Raw genomic sequence first — 23417 nt, forward strand, 5'->3', positions numbered from 1 at the left:
ACATGCCTGCCAGAGCAGTCACTATTTCCATAGGTTTTCCTAACCTGAGTAGGGGTGTGTGAGATCAGGATGCGGGACCGTCGGTGCAATATCAAAGCCAATTTCTTGACATGACATGTGCGAAAAAGGCACGCTTACGTGATGGCGCGTTCACTTCCTCCCCTCAATGCTCTGCGTGCGTTCGAAGCTGCTGGGCGGCATGGAAGCTTTAGTCGCGCAGCCGATGAACTGGGCGTGAGCCATTCTGCTGTCAGCCGACATGTACGCGGGTTGGAGGACCGACTGGGCGCGCAATTGTTCCGTGATTTGCCGCGGGGCGTGGCGCTGACAAAGGCAGGCACACGCTATCTTGCTGAACTGACACCCGCGTTTGACCGGATCACCCAAGCGTCCGAGGTGTTTGACCAACGCCCCGCAGGGCAGGTGACAATTGATGCAGAGCCGCTTTTCGCAACGAATTGGTTGTTGCCGCGGCTGCCGGAATTCAAGCGCTTGTTTCCCGACATTGACATACGGCTTGATGCTAATCCTGAGTTGGCTGACGTCGCACGCTATCAGGTGGACCTCGCCATCCGCTTTTTTCATGCAGGACCAAAGGACCAAGACGCCGCCTTGCTGAGCAATGCGCCCTTGTATCCCTTTGCGAGCCCCACTTTGGTGTCGCAATCCCCGTCATCAAAGGAATTGCTGGCGCTGCCGCTGTTGCGGGACCGGCGTGAGGATACGTGGGTCCTTTGGGCCGAAGCGGCTGGTTGCGCACCACCTGCTGGAACCGGTGGTTGGCGTTTGCGCGCGCGGTTATCTTATCAGGCCGCACTTTTGGGGCAGGGAGTTTTGCTGACAGGCGCAGATATCGCAGACGTGGATGCGCGGTCCGGTCGGTTGGTTCAGTGTTCGGATATCAGTATTCGCATGGGCAGCTATCACCTTGTTGTCGGCGAAGGTGTGACCCGACGTATAGCCGTGCGCCGATTTCACGACTGGCTGTTGGATGAGAGTGCCGTGCTACGCTCTGCCATATGATAGTCAACCGTTTGGTTGAATGTCGGGATTGGTGTTTCGGGTGGTAAACGGTATGAATTTCTGTCGTGTTATCAACGTCAACCCATTGAAAAGATTGAAATAACTGAGGCAATACGTTCTATTGACTCTGATATGCCCAGATCATAGACCATCGCTAACCTTTCGAGGGGATTGAACCAATGTCTGAACCGCATGACGCTGACCGCCTGAAGGCACTTGAGGCGAAAATTGCGGCGCTCAAAGAACCGGCAGAGGTGAAGCACCACTCGGAGGAACATTATTCTCAGGCGCAGCTTGCCTGGCGAATGGTGATAGAGCTTGTTGCCGGTCTTGGGATCGGCTTTGGCATCGGATACGGGATCGATACCCTTTTGGGCACAACCCCGATTTTCTTGGTGCTGTTTATATTCTTTGGCCTCGCGGCGGGTGTTCTGACCATGATGCGATCCGCCAAAGAGGTCCAACGCAAGCAGCTTGAGGCTGCAAAAGAAGAGGGTGACGCGCGTGGCTGAAGAAAAAGAAGGTGGTCTTGTTTTCCATCCGCTGGATCAGTTTATCGTCAAGCCGCTTTTTGGCGATGGTCCTGTTCACTGGTACACGCCAACAAACCTGACGTTGTGGATGGCTTTTGCCTTGCTCGCGATTGTTGCGGTTTTCGTATTGGGCAGCCGTGGTCGCGCTGTGATCCCCACACGTTTGCAGTCGATAGGTGAGCTGATTTACGGCTTTATTTATAAGATGGTTGAGGATGTCTGCGGCAAGGATGGGGTGAAATACTTTCCCTACATAATGACGCTGTTCCTGTTCATCCTGTTCTCGAACTACCTCGCCTTGATCCCGATGTCCTATTCGCCAACCTCCATGATCGCGGTCACTGCGATCCTTGGTTTCGGTGTGTTTTTTGCGGTTACCATTTTGGGCTTCGTTAAGAATGGTCCTGCATTCCTTGGCTTGTTCTGGATGTCCGACGCCCCGGCGATCCTGCGCCCAATCATCGCGGTAATCGAAGTCATCTCTTATTTCGTTCGTCCCGTCAGCCACTCCATTCGCTTGGCTGGTAACATCATGGCCGGTCACGCAGTGCTGAAAGTGTTTGCTGGCTTTGCGGCCCTCACACTGGTCAGCCCGGTTGCCATTTTTGGCATCGTCGCGATCTACGGTCTTGAGATTTTGGTCTGCGGCATTCAGGCCTATGTTTTCACAATTCTGACGTGCGTTTATCTGAAAGACGCGCTTCACCCCGCACACTAACGGCGGTGCGCGTCACTGCGCACTCTATAATTATCGTCCATTCGTAAGGAGAAAATACAATGGCAATCGAAGGTCAACTCGCACACATCGGCGCAGGTCTCGCAGCTATCGGTTGTGGCGCTGCCGCAATCGGTGTTGGTACAGTTGCAGGTAACTATCTGGCAGGCGCATTGCGCAACCCATCTGCTGCTGCTGGTCAAACAGCAACATTGTTCATCGGTCTGGCATTTGCCGAAGCTTTGGGGATCTTTGCGTTCCTCGTGTCGCTTCTGCTGATGTTCGCTGTTTAAGAACACACCCATATCCTTACGGCTTGGTGGTCGCGTGACCGCGACCACCGGGTAAACACTCAAGGTATTCGGGGGCCATCATGGCAACAGAAACAACAGACGCCGCAGGAGTATGCGTTGATGCAGGAGGTTCCGCCCTTGGCATGCCGCAGCTTTGCGCCGATTGGATGCCCAACCAGATTTTCTGGCTGCTGGTCACGCTGATCGCTATTTATTTTGTGATGTCCCGCATCGCGCTGCCCCGCATTGGTGCGGTTCTTGCAGAGCGCTCTGGCACGATCACGAACGATATTGCTGCAGCCGAAGAGCTCAAGAACAAGGCGGCCGAAGCAGAAGCTGCCTACGACCAAGCTCTTGTGGATGCCCGCGCCGAGGCTCAAAAGATCGTGGCCGAAGCGAAAGCAGAAATTCAGGCGGAGTTGGATGTCGAGCTTCAGAAAGCTGACGCACAAATCGCTGCCAAGACCGCCGAAAGCGAAGCAGCCATTGGCGAAATTCGCGCTGGTGCAGTCAAAAGCGTAACAGCAGTCGCCAAGGATACAGCCAAGGAATTGGTTGCGGCCATGGGCGGCACCGCTGATGCAAAGACAATCACCGCTGCGGTGACCGCACGGATGAAGGGATAAGACCATGCGTTTGATGATCACATCCTTGTTCGTAATTGCGGCCAGCCCTGCGCTTGCTGCTGGTGATAAACCGTTCTTTTCTCTGGCGAACACCGACTTTGTCGTGACGATCGCATTTGTACTGTTTGTCGGTATCCTGCTCTACTTCAAGGTCCCTGGCCTTGTGGGCGGTATGCTGGACAAGCGGGCTGACAGCATCAAAGCAGACTTGGACGAGGCGAAAGCCCTGCGCGAAGAAGCGCAGTCCTTGCTGGCCAGCTATGAGCGCAAGCAAAAAGAAGTTCAGGAACAGTCTGAGCGCATCGTTGCTGCCGCCAAGGAAGAAGCAACAAATGCCGCTGCGGCCGCCAAGGAAGACATCGCAAAGTCGATTACACGTCGTCTGGCCGCTGCCGAAGAGCAGATTGCCAGCGCCGAAGCCTCTGCCGTCAAAGAGGTGCGCGATCAGGCAATTTTTGTTGCCGTGGGTGCTGCGAAAGACGTGATTGCTAAGCAGATGGATGCAAAGTCTGCCGGTGCTATGATTGACGACGCAATTGCGACGGTTGCTGACAAGTTGCACTAGATCAGCGTCGTTTTATGAAACGCGAGCCCGATTGCATAAGATGCAGTCGGGCTTTTTCGTTGACAGGGCCGCACGTCCTTTGACACTACGACATGGGGCAAAGTGCAGGAGCAGGAAGAATGCCTAGCCTCAAACTAGGGATATGGGCGACGGTCATCTACACGGCGATGATTGCTGTTGCCACGCTCCTTACCTTTCAGCAATCTCGTTTCCCCACAGATGTTGGCGAGTTGCTGTTGGCCTTGTTCCCAATCCAGTTTGTCGCTGTCGTTTTCTGTTGTGTGATTGTTTCCCGCTGGGGTGGTTGGTCTCGTATGGGATTTGGCCCCATCAGATGGTCTGGTGTCATTTGGTTGCTGCCGTCATGGCTTGTCCTTGGTGCGATTGGTTGGGTCTTGATGGATGCTCTGACGCTAAGTGACTTTCGTGATATAGACCGGCAAATTTGGATTTTGCTGTTGGTCACGCCCTTGTTGATCGCTTTCGGTGAAGAAGTCCTGTTTCGCGGTATTCTCTTACGCGGTGCGATGACGCGACTGACATTACCGGGGGCCATGATGACCAGCGCTGTGCTCTTTGGCCTGTTTCATCTTGTAAATGGGTTCAGTGGGCGGGGTTTGTCCGAGACATCCCAGCAAGTGCTGTTTGCGGTCCTGGTCGGTTTCTACCTTGCCCCAATCGCACTAAGAATTGGCAATCTGTGGCCCTTGATCATATGGCATTGGCTTTGGAACGTGGCTGTCTTCCTAAGCCAGCACGCCGGCGTTACACATCCATTCATACCTGTGGGCATTGCAATACAGCTGGTGATCTCGTTCTGGCTTTGGCGCGATCTGATGCGCCGCTCTCACGCACCTTAGCGTCCGACCTCGTGTTCAAGCCGCTTTTGGGCAAAGGCTTCATTACGATCCGTTTTTTGCTGATCCGTGAGCGCACCCTCAACAAAGCTCAAGTGCGCCTCAATTGCAGCCCGCGCGCCAATAGGATCACGATTTTGCAGGGCTGTGTTGATGGTCCGATGTTGGTCCAGCAAGGTATCGCGGGTCATGCGTTGCTTGAACATGATAGTGCGATTGTAGAATACACCTTCGCGCAAAAGTTCATACATCGACCGCATCATATGTAGCATGATGATGTTGTGACTGGCCTCAATGATCGACAGGTGAAAGTCCGCGTCAAGATGGGCTTCATCCGCTGGATTACGCTTTTGATGGGCCGTTTCCATCTTTTCAAAAATCGTATTGATCACGCTCAGGTCCGTGTCGCTTGCCATTCGCGCGGCACGCTCTGCGGCAAGCCCCTCCATGTCGCGACGAAAACTGATGTAGTCAAAAACTGCCTCATCGTGGGTGGCGAACAGTTTCACAAGTGCAGGTGCAAAAGCTGATCCCAGCACGTCGGCCAGATAGACACCCGCCCCTGCTTTTGAGGCCAGTAATCCGCGGTCCTGCAGATCGGCAAGTGCTTCGCGCAGTGAGGGTCGTGAAACGCCCATGCGTTCGCTGAGTTCACGTTCCGATGGCAGCCGCTCGCCCGGACGAAGTATGCCGCGCAGAATCAACCCTTCGATTTGGCGAATGACGCCATGCGACAGTTTTTCTTGCTGGATGGGTTCAAAGGGCATGAGACTAACCACGTTGGATTGGTCAAGTGATATGACCAAATGCTACATCCTTCAACAAGAAAGGGGCCGCACCCCTGCGACCCCTCATGACTTTGAACTGCGCGCAGTCCTTAGTTTGGCGTGATCACGATCTCAACCCGGCGGTTGGCCTGACGGCCAGACTCATTCAGGTTTGATGCAATCGGGTTGTTTTCACCGGCACCGATCGAGCGGATGCGGTTCGGCGAAACGCCACCGTTGATCAAGATCGAAGAAACAGCCGCTGCGCGACGCTCTGACAGTCCTTGGTTGAAGGACGCATCACCGACGTTGTCAGTGTGGCCGATCACGTTAACTGTGCTGTCTGGATAGTTGTTGAGCGAATTGGCTACGATGCGCAGTTCGTTCTGGGACACGCCGGAAACCGTCGTGCTGTTGGTGGCAAACAGCAGATCCTGGCTCAGCACAACAACGAGGTTGCTGCCGTTGTTGGACACGCCAACGTCGCTGCGCAATGAACGGCGCAGTTCTTCGGCCTGCTTATCAAGGCTATTGCCTACGCCTGCACCGATACCTGCGCCCAATGCAGCACCAATGATGGCGGCTTGGTTACGCTCACGGTTGGACTCGTCGCTTTTTGCGAGTGTCCCCAAGAGTGCGCCAGCACCCGCGCCGATCAATGCGCCGTTTTGTGTGTTCTGAAGGCCGTTTGGCCCGGTTTCGTCACAGGCGGCGACGAAAGTCAAAGCGGCCGCCGCGAGGACGAGGGGGAATTTCTTAAGGGTCATGGTTATAGTTCCACTAATATTGGGTGCGCTGGATGCGCCTGTTCGATGGCCTAGCTTATGCCCATTTCGCCGATGATATCCAATAGCGAGGTCGTTACGAGCAGGGTTTTGCCTATTTTATTGATGCGAGGCCTGCGCATCGGCCCGCGCCGATTCCCATGCAAGCATGGCTCGTTTGACTGGTAGACCCCAATGATACCCTCCCAATGCCCCCGATTTCCGCAACGCCCGATGGCATGGGATTAACCAACTGACAGGGTTGCGCCCAACGGCTGTCCCCACAGCCCGCACGGCTTTGGGATTGCCGATGGATTGCGCTATTTCAGAATAGGTTGTGACGTGACCGGACGGGATAGACAGGAGTGCCTCCCACACCTTCAACTGAAACGGCGCACCGATCATATGCAGCTTTGTCTCACCATTCATGCCAAGTGCCGCTTCCGCCCACGGCCTGAGGGAGCTTGGATCCTCAACAAAAACTGCTTGTGGCCAGCGTGATTTTAGATCTGCCATCGCCGGCTCTGGACCTGCTTCTGACGCAAATGCCAATCCACAAATGCCGCGCTCGGTGCCCATAACCAGCGCCGGTCCAAAGTGGCTCTCAAACCAGCCCCAGGATATTGTGAGGTTGGTTCCGTTGCGGGCATAATCCCCGGGACTCATTGCTTCCCACCGCACGAAAAGGTCATGTAGACGTCCGCTGCCGGACAGCCCCACGGCATGGGCCGTGTCCAGCGTGGTGAAGCGGTCGCGCAGCAGAGTCTTGGCGTGAGCCAGCGTCAGGTATTGCTGGTACCGTTTGGGCGACACACCGACCCATGTGGAAAAGAGCCGCTGAAAATGCGCGGGGCTCATATCCATGTCTGCGGCCAGATCGGCCAGCGTTTGTGGTTCATCGCCTGCGGCATCTATTGCCTTGATGGCGCGGCGCATGACTTGATAGTGATATGTCTCTGTCTGTTCCATGCCGTTCAAATTAGGGATGACCGTCCCCGATAGCGACCCGGAAATTGCGCATCTGATGCTTGCTCCCTTTGGGTGTGCAGGGCATACGGGTGCGCATGGCAAAGCAGCTTGACTATCATACTATTCGCGAGATCTTTGCGCGGTTCCATGCGTCCGAGCCAGAGCCGAAGGGCGAGCTTGAGCATGTGAATGTCTATACACTTGTGGTTGCGGTGGCGCTGTCGGCGCAGGCAACAGATAAAGGCGTGAATAAAGCGACCCGCGAATTGTTCAAAATCGCCGATACCCCGCAAAAGATGCTTGATCTTGGGCTTGAGGGCGTGACCGAGCATATCAAGACGATCGGTCTCTACCGCAACAAGGCCAAGAACGTCATTAAGATGAGCCAGATGCTAGTGGATGACTATGGTGGCGAGGTCCCTAACTCACGCGCCGCCCTGCAATCGCTGCCGGGCGTGGGCCGCAAGACGGCCAATGTGGTGCTGAACATGTGGTGGGGACAGCCTGCCCAAGCGGTGGACACCCATATCTTTCGTTTCGGCAATCGCAGTGGTGTGGCCCCCGGCAAGGATGTCGATGCGGTCGAACGTGCGATCGAGGATCATATCCCCGCCGATTATCAACTTCATGCTCATCATTGGATGATATTGCATGGCCGCTACGTCTGCGTGGCGCGAAAACCTAAATGCGCGGCCTGCCTGGTGCGTGATCTCTGTATGTTTGAGGACAAAAATCTATGAGCAACTATGACGTCATTGGTATCGGCAACGCGATTGTCGATGTGATCGGGCATGCAGAAGACACGTTTCTGGATCACATGGGGATCGAGAAAGGCATCATGCAATTGGTCGAGCGTGACCGCGCAGAGGTGCTCTATGCCGCGATGGCAGACCGCACCGAAACGCCGGGTGGGTCTGTCGCGAATACGATTGCGGGTTTGGGCAGCTTGGGCCTGTCGACAGCATTCATAGGCAAAGTGAAAGACGACGCATTAGGCCGGTTCTACGCCAAGGGCATGGAAGAGGCGGGCACAGCTTTTCCCAACCCACCCTCTGGTACCGCAGAGGCGCCCACGTCACGGTCGATGATCTTCGTGTCGCCCGATGGTGAGCGGTCGATGAACACATACCTCGGTGCCGGTGCTGATTTGGGGCAGGGTGATGTGTCTGAGGCATTGTTTGCAGGTGGCAAGATCCTGTTTCTGGAAGGCTACTTGTTCGACAAGGACGATGGGAAGACGGCCTTTAGTGCCGCTGCACAATCCATGCGCGCCGCGGGCGGCCGGGCTGGTATTACCTTGTCTGACCCGTTTTGTGCGGACCGCCACCGCGCGGATTTCCAGCGCCTTGTGGCCGATGACATGGATTTCGTCCTTGGCAATGCAGCCGAGTGGACGACGCTTTATGAAACGGATGATTTGTCTACGGCGTTGGCAAAGGCCAGTGCCGTTTGCGAAACCGTCGTTTGCACCTGCTCAGGTGACCCGGTAATTTTGATGCAGGGCGGCCAGCGGGTCGAAGTGCCGGTGCAAAAGGTTGTGCCAGTCGACGCCACGGGCGCGGGCGACCAGTTCGCGGCGGGCTTTCTTTACGGCTTTACCACGGGACAATCGCTTGAAACCTGCGGCCGGATGGGTGTTGTCGCAGCGGCAGAGGTGATCGGCCATATCGGGCCGCGCCCCAAAGCCGATCTTAAGACTCTGTTTGCGGCTGAGGAACTGATCTAAGCCAAAGCGCATCCAGCGCGTCAATGGCCGCAGTGTCAAAGCGGTCTTCTTCTTTCCAGTATTTGCCGGATGGCACATAGTAGCTAAGCCGTTGTTCTTCGGTAAAGGCCGCTTTGACGATGTTTTGGTCCGGCACGACGGGCTGTGCGTCGACCGCCGTTTCAGGTGTCGCGCGGGGAAAAACCAGACGGCTTTCATCGCGCGATAGATTGACCATCGCGCAGTTTTGGCGGGCAGCAACAGCCATGAGCCGCGCTGATTTCGCCTCGAGCGAGCGCAGGGTAACATCGGGGCGCAGTGGATCGGCTGTGCCAGTGCCGTAGAAATGCGTCTTGCTGGCGCCCGCATAAACCATATCGCAGCCCAAAACAGCGATGACGCGGGGCTTGAGTGCCGCCAACGCCCAATAGGACGCGGTAAACGCCATAGTGCCGCCTGCATAGACAAAGCCGCCAAGCGTGTTTTGCAACGGCACATAGTCGGCGGCACGAATGATCCGCTGATTGTCCGTCAGTTCCAAAGGCATCCGTTCCGGGGGAAAGTCATCGGGATGGATCAGGTCGTCCCAATCAAATCGCACCGCCCAAGCGTTGTTGATTGCGACGATCCGATCAAACGGATCGCGCGGCCAGTCGCGGCATGCCACTACGTTTGGACCGCTGCCCAAGATCAAAACCACAGACACGTGACGATTTCCTTTTGCTTTCTGAACAAGCAGTTAGGGTGATCAAATGCGCTGTCGAGCTTCAGCCGTCGAACCTAGCCGAGTTTAGCGTGCACTTCGTCCAGATCAATTTCACCAATAGGCATTTTGTTGGCGGGATTTTCAAAATCATATTTGAAAATCCGAAAGTCTTTTTTGTAGATTTCATAGATCAGATGCATCGACAGATCGTCGAAGTAATCCTCAACCGGATGCGCGCGCTTTGGTCCGTGCCCTTCACTTTCGTTAAACCGTGGGATTTCCGCCAGATTGATAGGATGACCGGTCTCAATCCCGTTCAGGACATCCTGCATCCCGTCATTGAATTGCTCAGTCCAGAAGATTTTGTCGTAACGCCCGCCGTTCACGATGTAGGTCGAGATATGACCGGACTGTGCGGACCAATGGATGTCAGGCTCCATCGGACGCCGCCAGCGGATGGTATCGCGGGCGAACAGCAAGAAGCGGCGAAAGCTCTTGATCTGGTCAAACTCAAACCCGCTTTCGGGATCGCCAACCTCGATCCCGTATTTCTGGATCAGCAACGGCACCAGATTGCCGCGATAGTATTTGCCGTTGCGCTGGATGCCGCAGATCTTGTCAAAGAACGAGGACAAAATGCGGGTGTAGGGATTGCGGACACAGGTAAACGCATAACTTTTGTGCGCTTTGACGTTCGCTTCAATTAACGGTTTGCTGTCATCCATGGCCCATTTGTGGATGCCGGCCTTGGCATCATGGATGTCGCCGTCAAAAAATTGCCCGTGATCGGAGTAATACATGATTTGCCCAATTGTCGAACATGCGCATTTGGGCACAACACGGTAAACCACACTTTCGCTTTGGGTCATCCATGTTCCGGGAAAATTTGCCACCGTTCGCTCCTATCACGTCTTAGACCTCTTCAAAGCAAAGAAACCCTGTCACTTCAATGTCTGTTCGCGTTATGACAGCCTAAGGCGCAAATAGCGAAACTGGGATCGATCACTTCAAATGGCGCGCATTGCCTTTATTCTTCTGTGTCACAAGAACCCGGCGGCCGTTGTGCAGCAAGCAGAACAGCTGACCGCTGCAGGCGACTATATTGCTATCCATTTTGATGCGTCAGCGCGGGCAGAGGATTTCCGTATCATACAAAACGCTTTGGCCCAGAACCCAAACGTGGTGTTTGCCAAGCGTCGGGTCAAATGTGGGTGGGGGGAATGGAGCCTTGTGGATGCTACATTGCAAGCGGTTGATGCCGCTGTGCATGCGTTCCCCCGTGCTACGCATTTTTACATGGTATCCGGCGACTGCATGCCGATCAAATCCGCTAAATTTGCCCGTCGGATGCTGGATGACAATGATGTCGACTACATCGAAAGCCATGACTTTTTTAATAGCAACTGGATCAAGACCGGCTTTCGCGAAGAGCGGCTTATCTACCGCCACTATTTCAACGAGCGGACCCAGAAATGGCGGTTCTATACCGCGTTGGAACTACAAAAGCGCCTCAAGATCACACGCCGCGTTCCTGATGACCTTCAGATTATGATTGGTAGCCAATGGTGGTGCCTGCGACGACAGACGATCGAAGCGGTGCTCGAATTTGCCAAGGTACGACGCGATGTCATGCGGTTCTTTAAAACAACATGGATTCCGGATGAGACTTTCTTCCAAACGCTTGTACGTCATCTCGTGCCCAGCCGGGAAATCGAAAATCGCACGCTGACGTTTCTGATGTTTTCGGACTATGGAATGCCGGTCACATTCTACAACGATCACTATGATTTGCTGCTTGGTCAGGGGGCACTCTTTGCGCGAAAGATCAGTGCGGAAGCCGCTAACTTGCGCAGTCGCCTTGGCGCGCTCTATGCAAGTGAACAGATGGAGTTTGTGATTTCGGACGAGGGTCGCAACCTGTTTCAATTCCTGACAGGGCGGGGCCGGATTGGTCGTCGGTTTGGTCCGCGGTTTTGGGAGAGTGAGACCACATTGGGTCGCAGCCGCGAGCTGATGATCATAGCCTGCAAGAAATGGCATGTGGCCAAACGGCTAATTGCTGCGATCAAGCATCATGCCAACGTGCCCGCGATTGAGTACCTCTTTAACGAAGATGGTGCCTCTCTGCCTGATTTGGGCGGGATCGAGCTGTCGCTTGAAAAGCGCGGTCGTCACCGCCGAGCGTTGATGCGAATGCTGTTTGATCACTATGAAAGCGATCGGCTGGTGATCTGCCTTGATACGTCCAGTCTGGACTTGATGGCCGATTTCTTTACGGACCGTGCAACCGTGCGTTTGCTTGAGGTCGAGTGTAGTTTTGATGACGACTACCTTGTCGGACATGCAAAGCGCGTTGGCTTGGTCGGCGCGCATACCAGTCAATCCACGCTGAAGGGCCTGCTGCCCACAATTCGACATGATATGATTTATGAGCGCGATGCGATCCGGGACGCAAACTTTGCGAATACAACCCGGATTAAGGAGGCGGCGAGCTTGGAAGAGAACGCAGGCGCTATCGCCGCATTCCTGAGTGTCTCGCCCGATGTGGCCCGCAGCCTTGCCGATACCCCCATCTCTTTGTTGATTGAGGTTTACTATGGAATACACGTACGACGAGCAGAACATTTTTGCCAAAATACTGCGTGGCGAAATTCCAAATAATACCGTCTATGAGAATGATCATGCGCTGGCGTTTGAGGATATCGTCCCGCAGGCCCCGGTTCATGTGCTTGTCATCCCAAAGGGTGCATATGTCAGCCTTGACCACTTCGCACGCGATGGGTCAGCGGAGGAACATCACGGCTTTATGCAGGCGGTTTCGCAGGTATGTCAGATCATGGATGTGGCTGAAGGGTTTCGCGGTATTTCGAACACTCGGACGCATGGGGTGCAAGACGTCCCACACTATCACATGCATATCATTGGCGGTAAGCAGCTTGGTCGTATGATTCACAACTGATCAAAACTCTAGAATTTTGATTTCCTCTTGTGACCGTTCAAAGGGACACGCGCACACTGCGTCAATGTGCCGATGTCAGTGATAGGAAGACATCTTCAAGATGTGCCTCTTCTGTTTTGACATCTTTGATCGTAATGCCTGCCTCGCGCACCAATGACAGGATTTGGTCCGCTGGGATCAGCCCGCTTTGATAGGTGAACGTCAGCGTACCATTTGCTAATTTTTGACCGGTGATCGTGTCAGGAAGGGCCGGAAGTTCGGCATCGGCGGTCGGGGTGATGACCAGTGTTTTGCTGTCCAAACGTCCGAGAAGGTTTGCGGTGCTGTCGCGGACGATGACCTCACCGTTATTGATGATCGCAATATCGTCGCACATTTCTTCTGCTTCTTCGAGGTAGTGCGTGGTCAGGATGATCGTCATGCCTTGCTCATTCAACTTGCGCACGTTCTGCCACAGCATGTTGCGTAACTCGATATCAACGCCGGCGGTCGGCTCATCCAAGACAAGAACTTGGGGTGAATGCACGAGGGCCTTGCCCAAAAGCAGCCTGCGTCTCATCCCGCCAGAGAGTGAACGGGCATAGGCATCTGCCTTATCTGTCAAGCCGATGAGATCGAGTATTTCTGCTGTTCTGCGTTGGCTTTTGGGCACACCGTACAGCCCGGCCTGCACGTCCAGCGATCCGGCGGGCGTAAAGAAAGGATCCAAATGCGGCTCTTGTGGCATCACGCCAATCGCCGCGCGCGATTGCCGGGGGTTTTGATCTTGATCGAATCCCCAAATTTTCACGCTGCCTGCGGATTTAACCACCAGTCCAGCCAGGATATTGATCAGCGTTGACTTACCGGCACCGTTCGGCCCCAAAAGACCAAAGATGGACCCCCGCGGGATAGTCAGGTCGATCCCTTTCAACGCGTGCTTTGCGGGGCTCCGGCCCGTGGCGGCATAGGTCTTTTGCAGTCCCTGAATTTCTATTGCGTTGTCGCTCATGCTGTCTTTCCCCTGCCGTGTGTCTGCGGTATGACTTGTGCAGACTTAAGGCGGGGCGCACCCCGCAGCAACCAGATGAGAATAATCATGTCCACACCTGCACCCGAGACCCGCATCGTTCACGACTGGCGCGTGGCCTGTGATGGCGGTGAAGGCGCGCTTGGTCATCCGCGTGTCTGGTTGCAGATCAATCAACAGCATGGCTGGATTGAATGCCCCTATTGTGATGCCAAATTGGTCCACAAGGAATTTGAAGGTAAGGTCTAAGCGCCATTCCTGCACACAAACTGTTCGGTGCTGCATGTATGAGGGCGGTTGGCGTGCACCTATATCGCTTCTGAACAGAAAAAGGAGCGATCAATGACCTTTCGTCCCGTAACCCAGACCACCCATGCACAGCCGACAATGGAAGGTGCAGGCGTTCACCTGCACCGCGTGTTTGGATTTGGTGATCCTGCCGAGAGCGATCCGTTCTTATTGCTAGACGACTTCCGCAATGATGACCCCGCACATTATGAGCGTGGCTTTCCGTGGCATCCTCACCGCGGCATTGAAACCATTACTTATGTTTTGGAAGGCGAAGTCGCGCATGGCGACTCGCTTGGTAACAACGGTGTTTTGGGTGCAGGATCCGTGCAATGGATGACAGCTGGATCCGGGATTTTGCACCAAGAAATGCCAAAAGGGAACGCCGCAGGGCAGATGCATGGCTTTCAGCTTTGGGCGAACCTCCCGTCATCATTGAAGATGACCGCGCCCCGCTATCAAGATATCGCTGGCAGCGACGTGCCCGAAATTATCGACGATGATGGCACGCGGGTGAAGATCATCACTGGCGCGTTTTGGGGCAAGGCGGGACCTGTCGATGGGATTGCCGCTGATCCGCTTTATTTGGATGTTTCCGTGCCACCCAACATGCGCAAGACGCTACCGGTTGATACCCGTGCGAACGCCTTTGCCTACGTCTTTGCTGGTGCGGGCCGCTTCGTTGATGCGGCTGACCCCATCGGGGTGCGTGTGGAAAAAGAGGTGGCAGGGCGCGAAGTCAACATCCGCGACCTGACAGGCAACCGCACTTTGGTCCGGTTTGGCAATGGCGACGATGTTACCGTTCAGGCGGGACCTGATGGCGTGCGTTTTTTGCTGGTCGCCGGACGACCCATTCAAGAACCTGTCGCGTGGCATGGTCCCATCGTGATGAATACGCAAGCAGAGCTTCGTCAGGCGATGAAAGACCTGCAGAACGGTACCTTCATTCAGGCCGACCACTAGACCCGTGCGGCACCCCGCGTTAGGTGTTGGGGCGCACCAAAAGGGGGTCCGACATGGCGTTTGGAAAAGGCTGTCATCTGCATTTGATCGATGGATCGGCGTTCATCTTTCGCGCCTATCACGCACTGCCGCCGCTGACACGTAAGTCGGATGGGTTGCCGGTTGGCGCGGTCAGCGGCTTTGTTAACATGCTGCAACGCTATGTTGAGGGGAACAATGGCGCTGACGCCGCAACTCATGTTGCCGTGATCTTTGACAAGGGCAGTCATACGTTTCGCAACGATATGTACGATCAGTACAAGGCGAACCGCGAAGCGATGCCAGAGGATTTGCGTCCGCAGATCCCGCTGACCCGCGTGGCCACCAAGGCCTTCAACATCGCCTGCGAAGAGGTCGAAGGATTTGAGGCCGACGATATCATTGCGACCCTTGCCCATCAGGCGCGTGACGCCGGTGGGCGGGTGACAATTGTGTCCTCAGATAAGGATCTGATGCAGTTGGTCGGCGACGGTGTTGAGATGCTCGATCCGATGAAGAACAAGCGGATCGACAGTGATGGCGTCGTTGAAAAGTTCGGCGTGGGGCCGGAACGGGTCGTCGATGTGCAGGCCTTGGCTGGGGACAGCGTGGATAACGTGCCGGGCGCGCCGGGGATCGGGATCAAAACTGCCGCTTTGCTGATCAATGAATACGGTGATCTGGAAAGCCTTCTGGACCGTGCCGGAGAAATCAAGCAGCCCAAGCGGCGTGAAACACTGATTGAACACCGTGCGCAGATTGAGCTGTCCAAGAAGCTTGTCCAGCTTGATTGCGGCATGACGCTGGAATTTGGACTGGATGATCTTGAGGTGCAGGATCCTGATCCGGAGGTTTTGATGGGGTTCCTGGCCGAAATGGAATTCCGCACGGTTACCAAACGGATCGCCGACAAATTGGGAGTTGAGCCACCGGTGATTGAGACCGCAGCACCGGCATCGACCGAAGTTGCAACGCCTGAGGCCGTTGGTTTTGCCCCCGAGACCTATGAATGCGTGAGCGGTGCCACTGCCTTGCAGGTTTGGATCGACCGTATTCGCGAGCGCGGTTACGTGGCCATCGACACTGAAACGACCGGCCTGAATGAGATGATTGCTGATCTTGTGGGGATCTCATTGTGCGTTGAGGCGGGGCAGGCTTGTTACATCCCACTGACCCATAAATCGGCATCGTCAGATGATCTTTTTGGCTCTGATGATCTGGCTGAAGGGCAGATGAATTTCGATGAATGTCTGGCAATGCTAAAACCCGTCTTGGAGGACCCGGCGGTCATCAAGATCGGTCAGAACATGAAATACGACGCCAAGATTTTCGCCCGGCTGGATATTGATGTCGCTCCGATTGATGACACCATGCTGATGTCTTACGCGATGAATGCGGGCAAGCATAATCACGGCATGGATGTTCTGTCGGACCGCTATCTGGGGCATACGCCCATTCCAATCAAACCGCTGCTAGGAAGCGGAAAATCAGCGATTACTTTTGATCGGGTTCCAGTGGAAGAGGCTGTGAAGTACGCCGCTGAGGATGCCGATATCACCTTGCGCCTGTGGCAGCAGTTCAAACCGCAACTGCACGTGAACAAGGTGACGGCGGTCTATGAAACAATGGAACGCCCCCTTGTCCCTGTACTGGCGCAGATGGAGCGGAACGGGATTAAGGTTGATCGCGATACGCTGAGCCGCATGTCGAATGGTTTCGCGCAGAAACTGGCGGGTTTGGAAGCTGAAATTCAGGAAATGGCGGGGCGGCCTTTCAACGTTGGTTCGCCCAAGCAACTGGGCGAAATCCTGTTTGATGAGATGGGTCTCCCCGGTGGGAAAAAAGGCAAGACCGGCGCCTATGCAACAGGTGCAGACGTTTTAGAAGATCTGGCGACCGAACATGAATTGCCAGGGCGGGTTTTGGACTGGCGGCAATTATCGAAGCTGAAATCGACTTATACCGACGCCCTACAGGAACATATCAACGCCGAGACCGGGCGCGTTCATACCTCTTACTCGATTGCCGGCGCGAACACTGGACGGTTGGCCTCAACCGACCCTAACTTGCAGAATATTCCTGTGCGCTCCGAAGAGGGGCGACGCATTCGCGAGGCCTTTGTTGCGGAACCGGGTAAGGTCATCGTCAGCCTCGATTATAGCCAGATTGAACTGCGTATTCTGGCCCATATCGCCCAAATTGATGCGCTGAAGCAGGCGTTTCTTGATGGTATCGACATTCACGCGATGACGGCGTCCGAGATGTTTGATGTTCCGCTGGATGAGATGACGCCTGACGTGCGGCGGCAGGCCAAGGCAATCAACTTTGGGGTCATCTATGGTATCTCCGGCTTTGGTCTGGCGCGGAACCTGCGGATCCCGCGTGCCGAGGCACAGGGCTTCATTGATCGCTACTTTGAACGCTTTCCGGGTATCCGAAAGTATATGGATGATACGATCACCTTTGCCAAAGAGCATAACTATGTGCAGACTTTGTTTGGGAGAAGGATCAATACGCCAGAGATCAACGCCAAGGGCCCGCACGCAGGGTTTGCCAAAAGGGCAGCCATCAATGCACCAATCCAGGGCACTGCGGCAGATGTAATCCGGCGCGCTATGATCCGGATGCCAGCGGCAATCGAAGATTTGCCTGCAAAAATGCTTTTGCAGGTGCATGATGAACTGCTGTTCGAAGTGGAAAAAGGTGCGACAGATGCGCTTATCGATGCAGCACGTGACGTGATGGAAAATGCAAGCGATCCGGCGGTCAAACTTGATGTGAAGCTGGCCGTCGACGCAGGAACGGGAATGAACTGGGCAGAGGCCCACTAGCACGGCAGATGGTGATGATGCAGTACGGTTTAGTGTTTTGTTGTGATTGCCGGGATAGCCTCGGCGCAAGAAACACAGTTTCTTTCGGCGGATGGAGGGCTGTTCTCTTACGAAGAGAACCGGCACGGCGCCGTCCTAATGTCTATTGATCCATCGGGCGGTGCGCTTGTTGCAGATGATGATGCTGGGCCGTCACAGATCGGCATGGGTGGTGTACTTTATCTAGGTCGCTCTTGTGACGCGTTCAGCAGGCAATTTGGAGAGGGGCATTGGATATCGACCGATGGTGGTTTTCTTGTCGAGTTTCCCGGACTGCGGGTTGCCTTTCCGGGGCAAGAGATAGATGTCGTCAGCCGCGATCATTGCCGAGGTTAAAATGCATTGCGCCATCCCGTGGGATGGCGCATTTCTTCACATTGACGGTGAACGGCCTTAGTTGACTGACTTCGCCTCAACCAAGTTGGCATCGTTCCTTTTGCCTGCCGAAATCTCAATCCGGCGCGGCTTAAGTGCCTCTGGCACTTCGCGGATCAGGTCAATATTCAGCATACCATTTTCGTGGTTCGCACCTGTCACACGAACGTGGTCGGCCAGATGGAAGCGGCGCTCGAATGCGCGTGTCGCGATCCCGCGGTGCAGATAATTGCGTTCTGTGTCTTCATTCGCTTTGCGACCGGTGACTTGCAGCGCGCGGTCCTTCACTTCGATCGTGAGGTCGTCATCGGAAAAACCGGCAACCGCGATTGAGATGCGCCACGCGTCATCGTCAGTTTTTTCGATATTGTAAGGGGGTAGCTATTTTGGCCGACATCGCTGGCAAGGGCGCGATCCATAAGATCGGCTATCTGGTCAAAGCCAACAGTGGCGCGGTAGAGGGGTGTCATGTCAAATGCACGCATTTGGGTCATCCTTTTCGTAAGCGATAACAGTGTTTTAGCTTTCCCATCTGGGACAAGCCGGTTCCCGGGAACCCGGCATTGGCGTTCCCGTGCCCAACATGTGGGAACAGTTTAGGATGGTTTCAAGAGTGTTACGGTCTGACGAATTTTGCACCGGTATCGTTGCGCTCTCGCGTGGTAATAATGCGCTGGGTGCCCCCGGGTCTGGCTGGTCCCAGTGCTGCAAAATGACTGAGCAAGGCGTTCAACGGTCCCTCAAGCGAGGTTCCAAGCGATACCTTTCGTCCGTTCACCTGCGCCATTGCAGATACCACTGATGCGATCCGGGTTTCGCCATCGCGCACGATAAAGACCGGCGATCCACTTGACCCATATTCAACATCGCAAGTCATCACGATCACACCTGTCTGTCTGCCAAGCACATTGCAGACCTCTTGCAGACTAGGTGCATCTTCGCGTCCGCGCCCGTACGAGACGACACCAACCTGATCGCCAGTGATTGGGCGCGACGCAATGAGGTAGGGCCTGATCCGTGAGTTGCGGATGGGTTGATCAAGTTCCAGCACAGCAATGTCCAACGCCACTTCTTCGGGGTCGGTTGCATCGCCGTCATGGTCATAGTCCGGATGCGCAATTGCGCGGCCAATGTCACGTGTTGCGGCAGCACGTCCATCGCGCAGCCCTGCGCGAAATTGAAAGCGGTTTGGCGACAAAAGCGATCCGTCTGTATCATAGAGGCAATGCGCCGCCGTAAGGATCAGCCGGTCACGGATCAAAGATGCTGTGCAGAACCCTTTGCCGCGGATATCGAGACGCCCTACCGCTTCCCAGCCTTGGCTTTCTTGCCGTGTTTGTAGCGTGATGAGGTCGGTTTCCTGCGCCTGCGCCCCGAAGGTCGTCAAAAGTATCAAAACCGCCGAAATAACAAGGTGCCGCATCGTATGTTCCTGTCTGATCCCTCACATTTGGCGGACAGTTGAGGCAGCATTATGACATCAGCGCAAAATCGGAATTTGCGGTTCTTGTTTGCCGGGTGCTGTCAACGCAGGCGGCTGTGGCCCGCCGGTTGCCCAATCCAGCAACTCAACAGTGTGGACGATTGGCACATCGGTGCCACCTCCGATCTGCATCATGCACCCGATGTTCCCGGCCGAGATGATATCAGGCGTCAGCGCCTCTAGCGTCTGAACTTTGCGGGTTTTGAGCTGTTTCGAGATTTCCGGCTGCATCAGGTTGTAGGTGCCCGCCGACCCGCAGCACAGGTGGCTGTCAGCAGGTTCCAGCACGGTAAATCCGGCTTTCTTCAGCAGGTCCTTGGGGTAGGTCTTGATCTGCTGGCCGTGTTGCAGCGAACAGGCCGCGTGATAGGCCACCTTGGTGCCTTTGTCTTCGCCTTCGGGCATGTCCAGCTTCATCAGGATTTCAGAGACATCCATCGCGATGGCTGACACCCGTGCGGCATCTTCGGCCAGCGCATCGTTGCGGAACATATGCCCGTAGTCTTTCACGGTCGTGCCGCAGCCGGATGTGTTGATGACAATTGCATCCAGCCCGTCGCCGTCCATTTCCTTGGCCCAGGCGCGGATATTCTTTGCTGCGGTCGCATGGCTTTCATCTTCCTTGCCCATGTGATGGGTCAGCGCACCACAACAGCCGGCCCCTTCGGCCACTACAACCTCGGCCCCCAGTCGTGTCAGCAGGCGGATCGTTGCGTCGTTGATATCGGTGTTCAGCGCCTTTTGGGCGCAGCCCGTCATCAAGGCGACGCGCATCTTTTTGTCCTTGGCCGGAAAGGTCTGCGGATCATCATTGCGGCTGACCGGCGGGATCGTCTTTGGCGCCATTTCCAGCATCGCCCGCAGGCGCGCATCTGGCATCAGCCGCGCAAAGGGGCGGCCAATCTTGGCGCCCAGCAGGGCGACGCGGAACCGCATGGGATAGGGCAAGATGCGTGCCAAAATCCAGCGCAGGGCCCGGTCAGAAAAGGGCCGGTCATAGTTTTTCTCGATATAGGCGCGCGCGTGATCGACAAGATGCATGTAGTGCACGCCAGAAGGGCAGGTCGTCATACAAGCCAAACAGGACAAGCAGCGGTCGATGTGTTTGACCGTCTTTTCATCCGGTTGACGCTCATTCTCAAGCATATCCTTGATCAGGTAGATACGGCCCCGTGGGCTATCCAGCTCGTCACCCAGGACCTGATAGGTGGGGCAGGTCGCCGTACAAAACCCGCAATGCACGCAAGATCGCAGGATTTCATTGGACCGCTGGATCGCCGGATCGGAAAGTTGCTCTGGTGTGAAAGTCGTTTGCATCAGCTCATGATCCCGGAATTAAGAATACCGCGTGGGTCGAATTTTGCGCGCAGGCCGTTGGTAATCGCGGCCAATGCGGGCACTTCGGGGTGGAAGGTGGGCACATCAGTAGTGCCACGGATCAGGGTTGCGTGCCCGTCGAAATTGCCCAATGCCGACCGCAGGTCGCGGCCCGCATCCGTCAGCGCCCAGATCAACCCGCCGCCCCAGTCGTATTGCACCGCCTTGGCGTCCATACGTGAAACGAGGTCCGCCGCTTCCGATGGTTTGGCCGAAATGCGCCACACATCGCCCTCTGCCTTCGCAAAACCCGTAACATCGCGCACTTCTTTCCAGTCCCCGCCATCGTCAACGGTGATTTCAGCACCGCAATAGGGTTTCAGCAGCTCTTGTAGTTTCCCAGCACGGTACTTCACAGAATCCTCAAACCCTTCGATCCGCAGCATTGTGACGGGGTCACCATTTGGACCTTTGGGGAAATGCGCGGCCGCGGTTGCTTCAAAAGGCGATCCCAAAGCGGCAGAGAGCGCTTGGACGGCCTGCGCATCGGTCAACCCATGCAGACGCAGCGTGCCGACGCAGGCGACATCAGGCAGGACCTTCAGCGATACTTCGGTCAGCACACCCAAAGTGCCGTATGACCCGGTCATTAGTTTGACCAAGTCATAGCCCGTGACGTTTTTCATCACGCGCCCACCGTTCTTGATGATATTGCCTTGCCCATCAACAAAGCGGACACCCAGCATGAAATCGCGGCAGGCACCCACGGAAATTCTGCGCGGGCCCGACACATTGGCGGCGGCCATGCCGCCCAAAGTGGGTTCGCCCTTGGTCCCCAGCAATGCGCGGTGGTCCATGGGTTCGAAAGCCAGCCGTTGATTTTCCGCCGCCAGCACCTTTTCAACCTCGGCCACAGGCGTACCCGCACCCGCCACAATCGTCAGCGCGCCGGGTTCATACAGGCTTATCCCGCTGAGTGCAGAGGTGCTCAATTCATCACCATCACACTGCCCGATGGGCCGCGTGCCACCCCTTTGATCCGCAAGGGACCATTGGCCCCGGTGATCATCTGGGCCAGTTCCTCTTCGCTTTTGGGCGTCATACTTATCTTCTTCTCATGTTGAATAATACCTCGGAGGGGCGCAGCGGGGGCAGAGCCCCTTTTACGCTGCGCGCCGCGCTTCGGAGGTGTTGAGGGGGAATACTTTGGCAGCATTCAGCAACCAAGCCGGATCAAAAATATCCTTGATCGCCATCTGCGCTTCCAGATCGGCGGGGTCGTATTGCACGTTCATCAGATCACGCTTTTCAATCCCCACGCCGTGTTCGCCGGTCAGACAGCCGCCAACCTCCACGCAGAGTTTCAGGATTTCAGCGCCGAATTCCTCGCAAAGTTCCAGATCGCCCGGTTTGTTGGCATCAAACAGGATCAGCGGGTGCATATTGCCGTCGCCTGCGTGGAACACATTGCCCACATCAAGGCCGAACTCTTTCGACATCTCGCCAATCCGCTTCAGAACGAAAGGTAGGGAGGAAACAGGGATCGTCCCGTCCAAACACATATAATCGTTGATCTGGCCCATCGCGCCAAAGGCCGATTTGCGGCCCAACCAAATGCGGCCTGCCTCATCGGCGTCTTTCGCCTCGCGCAGTTCGACCGGGTTATGTTTGGCGGCAATTTCCATGATCAATTTCAATTGCGCGTCGATTTCGGCGTCTGATCCTTCGACCTCGACGATCAGCAGCGCCTCGCACATAGGATAGCCTGCTTTGGCGAAGGCCTCGGTCGCCTCGATACAAGGCCGGTCCATGAATTCGATTGCCACAGGCAGGATACCCGCCTTGATGATATCGGTCACAACCTGTCCCGCGACTTCAGAACTGTCGTAGCCCATCAAGACAGGCCGCGCGCCCTCTGGCTTGTGCAGGATGCGCAAGGTGGCTTCGGTGACAACACCCAATTGCCCTTCGGACCCACAGATCACGCCTAGAATATCCAAGCCGCCCGCATCCAGATGCGCGCCGCCGATTTCCACCACGGTGCCGTCCATCAGCACCATGGTGACACCCATAAGATTGTTGGTGGTCACACCATATTTCAGGCAATGCGCACCACCAGAGTTCATCGCGATATTACCGGCAATAGCGCAGGCCAATTGGCTGGAAGGATCAGGGGCATAGAAGAACCCGTTGGTTTCGACCGCACCTGTAACAGAAAGGTTCGTCCGCCCCGTCTGCACCTTGATGTAGCGATCGTCGTAGTTGGTCTCGATCACGTCATTCATCTTGGCCACACCCAAGATCACGCAGTCTGCGGTCGGCAATGCGCCACCGGCAAGCGACGTGCCGGACCCGCGCGGCACAACGGGCACGCCCATTTCATGGCAGACCCGCAGCACGTCCGAGACTTCTTTGGTATTCGCAGGCAGCACCGCGCAAAGCGGCGGGCATTTATATGCTGTCAGGGCGTCACATTCATAAGCACGCGTTTCGCGCTCGTCCGAGATTACGGCGTCGCGGGGCAAGACCGCTGACAGGCGCTCCACAATCTGTGTTTTGCGTGACATGACGCTGGCGTCTGGTGCTGGCATTTCCATCTGGCGACTCCC

Annotated in this window: 25 protein-coding genes and 1 pseudogene; 15 read left to right on the forward strand and 11 right to left on the reverse strand. The window is 55.5% G+C overall.

What is annotated here, in order from left to right; all coding sequences use genetic code 11:
- Positions 1-141: 141 nt before the first annotated feature.
- The 7 genes from ACZ1G5_RS12715 to ACZ1G5_RS12745 all read left to right on the forward strand — a co-directional run bounded on the left by ACZ1G5_RS12715 (position 142) and on the right by ACZ1G5_RS12745 (position 4615).
- Positions 142-1023, forward strand: coding sequence for a LysR family transcriptional regulator (locus ACZ1G5_RS12715; protein WP_472733193.1), 882 nt, complete (start codon positions 142-144; stop codon positions 1021-1023).
- A gap of 179 nt (positions 1024-1202) precedes the next feature.
- The gene (locus ACZ1G5_RS12720) at positions 1203-1535 is read left to right on the forward strand and encodes an AtpZ/AtpI family protein (protein WP_472733194.1); all 333 of its coding nucleotides are present in this window, start codon (positions 1203-1205) and stop codon (positions 1533-1535) included.
- A complete protein-coding gene (locus tag ACZ1G5_RS12725; RefSeq protein ID WP_472733195.1) occupies positions 1528-2274 on the forward strand; it encodes a F0F1 ATP synthase subunit A in 747 nt (248 codons plus the stop codon). The genes ACZ1G5_RS12720 and ACZ1G5_RS12725 overlap by 8 nt, the downstream gene beginning before the upstream one ends.
- A 65-nt stretch (positions 2275-2339) precedes the next feature.
- Positions 2340-2564: a F0F1 ATP synthase subunit C gene (locus tag ACZ1G5_RS12730; protein WP_472734329.1), complete on the forward strand. Its 225-nt coding sequence runs from the start codon at positions 2340-2342 to the stop codon at positions 2562-2564.
- Between the two features lie 80 nt (positions 2565-2644).
- A complete protein-coding gene (locus ACZ1G5_RS12735) occupies positions 2645-3190 on the forward strand; it encodes a F0F1 ATP synthase subunit B' (RefSeq protein WP_472733196.1) in 546 nt (181 codons plus the stop codon).
- 4 nt (positions 3191-3194) lie between these two features.
- On the forward strand, positions 3195-3755 hold the full coding sequence (locus ACZ1G5_RS12740; RefSeq protein ID WP_472733197.1) for a F0F1 ATP synthase subunit B: 561 nt from the start codon (positions 3195-3197) through the stop codon (positions 3753-3755).
- 119 nt (positions 3756-3874) lie between these two features.
- The gene (locus ACZ1G5_RS12745; RefSeq protein WP_472733198.1) at positions 3875-4615 is read left to right on the forward strand and encodes a lysostaphin resistance A-like protein; all 741 of its coding nucleotides are present in this window, start codon (positions 3875-3877) and stop codon (positions 4613-4615) included.
- Here the strand turns inward: ACZ1G5_RS12745 and ACZ1G5_RS12750 are convergent.
- The 3 genes from ACZ1G5_RS12750 to ACZ1G5_RS12760 all read right to left on the reverse strand — a co-directional run bounded on the left by ACZ1G5_RS12750 (position 4612) and on the right by ACZ1G5_RS12760 (position 7112).
- A complete protein-coding gene (locus tag ACZ1G5_RS12750) occupies positions 4612-5379 on the reverse strand; it encodes a FadR/GntR family transcriptional regulator (protein WP_472733199.1) in 768 nt (255 codons plus the stop codon). The genes ACZ1G5_RS12745 and ACZ1G5_RS12750 overlap by 4 nt on opposite strands.
- 110 nt (positions 5380-5489) lie before the next feature.
- Positions 5490-6146, reverse strand: coding sequence for a YiaD family glycine zipper/OmpA-like lipoprotein (locus ACZ1G5_RS12755; protein ID WP_472733200.1), 657 nt, complete (start codon positions 6144-6146; stop codon positions 5490-5492).
- A gap of 117 nt (positions 6147-6263) precedes the next feature.
- Positions 6264-7112 (reverse strand): bifunctional helix-turn-helix domain-containing protein/methylated-DNA--[protein]-cysteine S-methyltransferase, encoded by an 849-nt coding sequence (locus tag ACZ1G5_RS12760; protein WP_472733201.1) that lies wholly within the window; start codon positions 7110-7112, stop codon positions 6264-6266.
- A gap of 95 nt (positions 7113-7207) precedes the next feature.
- On the opposite strand from ACZ1G5_RS12760, the gene nth reads away from it, so the two are divergent.
- Both nth and ACZ1G5_RS12770 read left to right on the forward strand, forming a co-directional pair.
- Positions 7208-7852, forward strand: coding sequence for an endonuclease III (gene nth, locus ACZ1G5_RS12765; protein WP_472733202.1), 645 nt, complete (start codon positions 7208-7210; stop codon positions 7850-7852).
- Complete coding sequence (locus ACZ1G5_RS12770) at positions 7849-8838, forward strand: adenosine kinase (protein WP_472733203.1); 990 nt, start codon at positions 7849-7851, stop codon at positions 8836-8838. Before nth ends, ACZ1G5_RS12770 begins: the two co-directional genes overlap by 4 nt.
- Here the strand turns inward: ACZ1G5_RS12770 and ACZ1G5_RS12775 are convergent.
- Positions 8804-9523: a hypothetical protein gene (locus ACZ1G5_RS12775; protein WP_472733204.1), complete on the reverse strand. Its 720-nt coding sequence runs from the start codon at positions 9521-9523 to the stop codon at positions 8804-8806. The two genes, ACZ1G5_RS12770 and ACZ1G5_RS12775, sit on opposite strands and share 35 nt — an antisense overlap.
- Positions 9524-9597: 74 nt before the next feature.
- The gene (locus ACZ1G5_RS12780) at positions 9598-10392 is read right to left on the reverse strand and encodes a sulfotransferase family protein (RefSeq protein ID WP_472734330.1); all 795 of its coding nucleotides are present in this window, start codon (positions 10390-10392) and stop codon (positions 9598-9600) included.
- Positions 10393-10534: 142 nt separating this feature from the next.
- Here ACZ1G5_RS12780 and ACZ1G5_RS12785 point away from each other — a divergent pair, with 142 nt between their 5' ends.
- Both ACZ1G5_RS12785 and ACZ1G5_RS12790 read left to right on the forward strand, forming a co-directional pair.
- Positions 10535-12184, forward strand: a complete 1650-nt coding sequence (locus ACZ1G5_RS12785) for a DUF5928 domain-containing protein (RefSeq protein ID WP_472733205.1) — start codon at positions 10535-10537, stop codon at positions 12182-12184.
- Positions 12120-12482: an HIT domain-containing protein gene (locus tag ACZ1G5_RS12790; protein ID WP_472733206.1), complete on the forward strand. Its 363-nt coding sequence runs from the start codon at positions 12120-12122 to the stop codon at positions 12480-12482. Before ACZ1G5_RS12785 ends, ACZ1G5_RS12790 begins: the two co-directional genes overlap by 65 nt.
- Before the next feature lie 61 nt (positions 12483-12543).
- On the opposite strand, the gene ACZ1G5_RS12795 is transcribed toward ACZ1G5_RS12790, so the two are convergent.
- Positions 12544-13473: an ABC transporter ATP-binding protein gene (locus ACZ1G5_RS12795; protein WP_472733207.1), complete on the reverse strand. Its 930-nt coding sequence runs from the start codon at positions 13471-13473 to the stop codon at positions 12544-12546.
- Positions 13474-13560: 87 nt separating this feature from the next.
- Here ACZ1G5_RS12795 and ACZ1G5_RS12800 point away from each other — a divergent pair, with 87 nt between their 5' ends.
- The 4 genes from ACZ1G5_RS12800 to ACZ1G5_RS12815 all read left to right on the forward strand — a co-directional run bounded on the left by ACZ1G5_RS12800 (position 13561) and on the right by ACZ1G5_RS12815 (position 17969).
- Complete coding sequence (locus tag ACZ1G5_RS12800) at positions 13561-13740, forward strand: zinc-finger domain-containing protein (protein WP_472733208.1); 180 nt, start codon at positions 13561-13563, stop codon at positions 13738-13740.
- A gap of 93 nt (positions 13741-13833) precedes the next feature.
- A complete protein-coding gene (locus tag ACZ1G5_RS12805) occupies positions 13834-14745 on the forward strand; it encodes a pirin family protein (RefSeq protein ID WP_472733209.1) in 912 nt (303 codons plus the stop codon).
- A 53-nt stretch (positions 14746-14798) separates the two neighbouring features.
- Positions 14799-17594 carry a DNA polymerase I gene (polA, locus tag ACZ1G5_RS12810; protein ID WP_472733210.1) on the forward strand — a complete coding sequence of 932 codons (2796 nt, stop codon included), beginning with the start codon at positions 14799-14801 and terminating at the stop codon, positions 17592-17594.
- A 138-nt stretch (positions 17595-17732) separates the two neighbouring features.
- On the forward strand, positions 17733-17969 hold the full coding sequence (locus tag ACZ1G5_RS12815) for a hypothetical protein (RefSeq protein ID WP_472733211.1): 237 nt from the start codon (positions 17733-17735) through the stop codon (positions 17967-17969).
- A 57-nt stretch (positions 17970-18026) separates the two neighbouring features.
- Here ACZ1G5_RS12815 and ACZ1G5_RS12820 read toward each other — a convergent pair.
- The 5 genes and pseudogenes from ACZ1G5_RS12820 to ACZ1G5_RS12840 all read right to left on the reverse strand — a co-directional run bounded on the left by ACZ1G5_RS12820 (position 18027) and on the right by ACZ1G5_RS12840 (position 23405).
- Positions 18027-18493, reverse strand: a pseudogene (locus ACZ1G5_RS12820) (Hsp20 family protein).
- A gap of 131 nt (positions 18494-18624) precedes the next feature.
- Positions 18625-19431, reverse strand: coding sequence for a trypsin-like serine peptidase (locus ACZ1G5_RS12825; protein WP_472733212.1), 807 nt, complete (start codon positions 19429-19431; stop codon positions 18625-18627).
- A gap of 57 nt (positions 19432-19488) precedes the next feature.
- Positions 19489-20808, reverse strand: a complete 1320-nt coding sequence (glcF, locus tag ACZ1G5_RS12830) for a glycolate oxidase subunit GlcF (RefSeq protein ID WP_472733213.1) — start codon at positions 20806-20808, stop codon at positions 19489-19491.
- A complete protein-coding gene (locus ACZ1G5_RS12835) occupies positions 20808-21800 on the reverse strand; it encodes an FAD-binding protein (RefSeq protein WP_472733214.1) in 993 nt (330 codons plus the stop codon). The genes glcF and ACZ1G5_RS12835 overlap by 1 nt, the downstream gene beginning before the upstream one ends.
- 171 nt (positions 21801-21971) lie before the next feature.
- Entirely contained in the window at positions 21972-23405 is a 1434-nt protein-coding gene (locus ACZ1G5_RS12840) for an FAD-linked oxidase C-terminal domain-containing protein (RefSeq protein ID WP_472733215.1), read from the reverse strand.
- Positions 23406-23417 lie beyond the last annotated feature (12 nt).

The sequence above is a fragment of the Yoonia sp. JB2-21 genome (assembly GCF_055693545.1).

Coding starts and splice junctions, on each gene's coding strand:
- polA (WP_472733210.1), top strand. CDS start 14,799: ATGGCGTTTGGAAAAGGCTGTCATCTGCATTTGATCGATGGATCGGCG.
- ACZ1G5_RS12840 (WP_472733215.1), bottom strand. CDS start 23,405: ATGGAAATGCCAGCACCAGACGCCAGCGTCATGTCACGCAAAACACAG.
- ACZ1G5_RS12760 (WP_472733201.1), bottom strand. CDS start 7,112: ATGGAACAGACAGAGACATATCACTATCAAGTCATGCGCCGCGCCATC.
- ACZ1G5_RS12755 (WP_472733200.1), bottom strand. CDS start 6,146: ATGACCCTTAAGAAATTCCCCCTCGTCCTCGCGGCGGCCGCTTTGACT.
- glcF (WP_472733213.1), bottom strand. CDS start 20,808: ATGCAAACGACTTTCACACCAGAGCAACTTTCCGATCCGGCGATCCAG.
- ACZ1G5_RS12785 (WP_472733205.1), top strand. CDS start 10,535: ATGGCGCGCATTGCCTTTATTCTTCTGTGTCACAAGAACCCGGCGGCC.
- ACZ1G5_RS12770 (WP_472733203.1), top strand. CDS start 7,849: ATGAGCAACTATGACGTCATTGGTATCGGCAACGCGATTGTCGATGTG.
- ACZ1G5_RS12780 (WP_472734330.1), bottom strand. CDS start 10,392: ATGACCCAAAGCGAAAGTGTGGTTTACCGTGTTGTGCCCAAATGCGCA.
- ACZ1G5_RS12790 (WP_472733206.1), top strand. CDS start 12,120: ATGGAATACACGTACGACGAGCAGAACATTTTTGCCAAAATACTGCGT.
- ACZ1G5_RS12740 (WP_472733197.1), top strand. CDS start 3,195: ATGCGTTTGATGATCACATCCTTGTTCGTAATTGCGGCCAGCCCTGCG.
- ACZ1G5_RS12715 (WP_472733193.1), top strand. CDS start 142: ATGGCGCGTTCACTTCCTCCCCTCAATGCTCTGCGTGCGTTCGAAGCT.
- ACZ1G5_RS12750 (WP_472733199.1), bottom strand. CDS start 5,379: ATGCCCTTTGAACCCATCCAGCAAGAAAAACTGTCGCATGGCGTCATT.
- ACZ1G5_RS12795 (WP_472733207.1), bottom strand. CDS start 13,473: ATGAGCGACAACGCAATAGAAATTCAGGGACTGCAAAAGACCTATGCC.
- ACZ1G5_RS12720 (WP_472733194.1), top strand. CDS start 1,203: ATGTCTGAACCGCATGACGCTGACCGCCTGAAGGCACTTGAGGCGAAA.
- ACZ1G5_RS12745 (WP_472733198.1), top strand. CDS start 3,875: ATGCCTAGCCTCAAACTAGGGATATGGGCGACGGTCATCTACACGGCG.
- nth (WP_472733202.1), top strand. CDS start 7,208: ATGGCAAAGCAGCTTGACTATCATACTATTCGCGAGATCTTTGCGCGG.
- ACZ1G5_RS12800 (WP_472733208.1), top strand. CDS start 13,561: ATGTCCACACCTGCACCCGAGACCCGCATCGTTCACGACTGGCGCGTG.
- ACZ1G5_RS12825 (WP_472733212.1), bottom strand. CDS start 19,431: ATGCGGCACCTTGTTATTTCGGCGGTTTTGATACTTTTGACGACCTTC.
- ACZ1G5_RS12815 (WP_472733211.1), top strand. CDS start 17,733: ATGTCTATTGATCCATCGGGCGGTGCGCTTGTTGCAGATGATGATGCT.
- ACZ1G5_RS12735 (WP_472733196.1), top strand. CDS start 2,645: ATGGCAACAGAAACAACAGACGCCGCAGGAGTATGCGTTGATGCAGGA.
- ACZ1G5_RS12805 (WP_472733209.1), top strand. CDS start 13,834: ATGACCTTTCGTCCCGTAACCCAGACCACCCATGCACAGCCGACAATG.